The following is a 1436-nucleotide window of genomic DNA, read 5'->3' on the forward strand; positions in this document are numbered from 1 at the left end:
AAACGTGCTGCGGGCGTACGCCGATGGCCACTTTACTCGATGGAAAACGGATCTGGGCAGAAAAGAATCTGAACCAGATGTAATCTGACAGACATCTGTATAAATAATCGGTAACTGTCAGATCAGGTCTGAGCTAGTACACCTTATCCGAGTGGAACCGGCGGCAACCCCGTCCGCGTTGTATGGAAACCGTCAGGCGATTGGTCAGGAGCGGAATGATTTTTCCCGCACCGATACGAGATGGGCGCGAGTACCTGGTTGACGAAAATGCCTGCAAGCTCACCCAGAATAAAAACCTTCGCTCATCAGGTTACCTTCATCCCGCCCTGTTATCGAGGATAAAATATGGCACGCCGGAGAAGCCATAAGAACCGCGATTTTCCGCCAAACCTGCAACCGCGCAATGGCGGCTATTTTTGCTACCGTGACCCGCGCACCGGAAAAGAATATGGCCTGGGCCGCCATCGACAGGAGGCCATTACACAAGCCATCGCAGCTAATATGGCGATTTATGGCTCATCAAAACAATCACCGCTCGTTGACCGCATCAACGGGACGCAGACGACGACCGTTAGTCAATGGTCTGAGCGTTATCTGACTATACTCGAAGGACGGAAACTCAAACCGAAAACGGTGAGCGAGTACAATAAATACCTGAAAGCAGTTAACGCCAATTTAGGGGAATTTGCTCTTCAGAAAGTAGAAACCAAAGACATTGCCTCGTTCCTTAATCAGTGGGTAAAAGCAGGAAAAGTGACAATGGCGAACTGCATCAGGGCGTTGTTACGTGACCTGTTTCGTGAAGCGATTGCTGAGGGGCTACTCAAAAGCAATCCAGCCGAAGCTACGCGCAACCAGCGTGTAGAAATTCAACGTGAGCGCATAACTCTGGATGAGTGGAGGCTCATACGCAAGGCTGCGGATACATTACCTGCATGGTTCGGCCCCTGCCTTGACCTTGCTTTAGTCACCGGTCAACGTTTAGGGGATATACAGGCACTGCGCTGGGAGGATATCAAAGACGGACGTCTTTACATCAAGACGGTGAAAACAGGCACGATGCTTGCGTTTTCCGAGGCAACCCGCATCGACTGCCTCAATTTATGCCTTGCTGATGTATTGAACCAGTTCAGGGGATTAAACAACGGGGTAGCACATATCGTCGCAGACGCCAAATACAAGCAATTTGCCGCAAAAACGATATCTGCCGCTTTTTTGAAGGCGCGTCGTATATCAGGATTAATATGGGAACGCAAACCTCCCTCATTTCATGAAATCAGAAGCCTGGCGGCAAAACTCTACACCGATGAGAAAGGGGAAGAATATGCACAAAAATTGTTAGGTCACAAAAGCTCTACCATGACAGATAGGTACCGCGATGTCCGGGGGGCTGAATGGAAGCAGATTGAATAATTTCGATCGAATTTCGAGTAATT

The 1436-nt window shown here is 49.3% G+C and carries 2 protein-coding genes; both read left to right on the top strand.

Annotated elements, in window-relative coordinates; genetic code table 11:
• The first annotated feature begins 182 nt into the window (after positions 1–182).
• Positions 183–368, top strand: a complete 186-nt coding sequence (locus QZ506_RS19715; RefSeq protein ID WP_367273043.1) for an excisionase — start codon at positions 183–185, stop codon at positions 366–368.
• Positions 346–1413 (top strand): phage integrase Arm DNA-binding domain-containing protein, encoded by a 1068-nt coding sequence (locus QZ506_RS19720; RefSeq protein WP_291973336.1) that lies wholly within the window; start codon positions 346–348, stop codon positions 1411–1413. Before QZ506_RS19715 ends, QZ506_RS19720 begins: the two co-directional genes overlap by 23 nt.
• Positions 1414–1436 lie beyond the last annotated feature (23 nt).

The sequence above is a fragment of the Candidatus Symbiopectobacterium sp. genome, from assembly GCF_020054415.1.
GTDB lineage: Bacteria > Pseudomonadota > Gammaproteobacteria > Enterobacterales > Enterobacteriaceae > Symbiopectobacterium.

What these genes read in the sequence shown, in the direction of transcription:
- QZ506_RS19715 (WP_367273043.1), top strand. Translation starts at nt 183, where the DNA reads ATGGAAACCGTCAGGCGATTGGTCAGGAGCGGAATGATTTTTCCCGCA.
- QZ506_RS19720 (WP_291973336.1), top strand. Translation starts at nt 346, where the DNA reads ATGGCACGCCGGAGAAGCCATAAGAACCGCGATTTTCCGCCAAACCTG.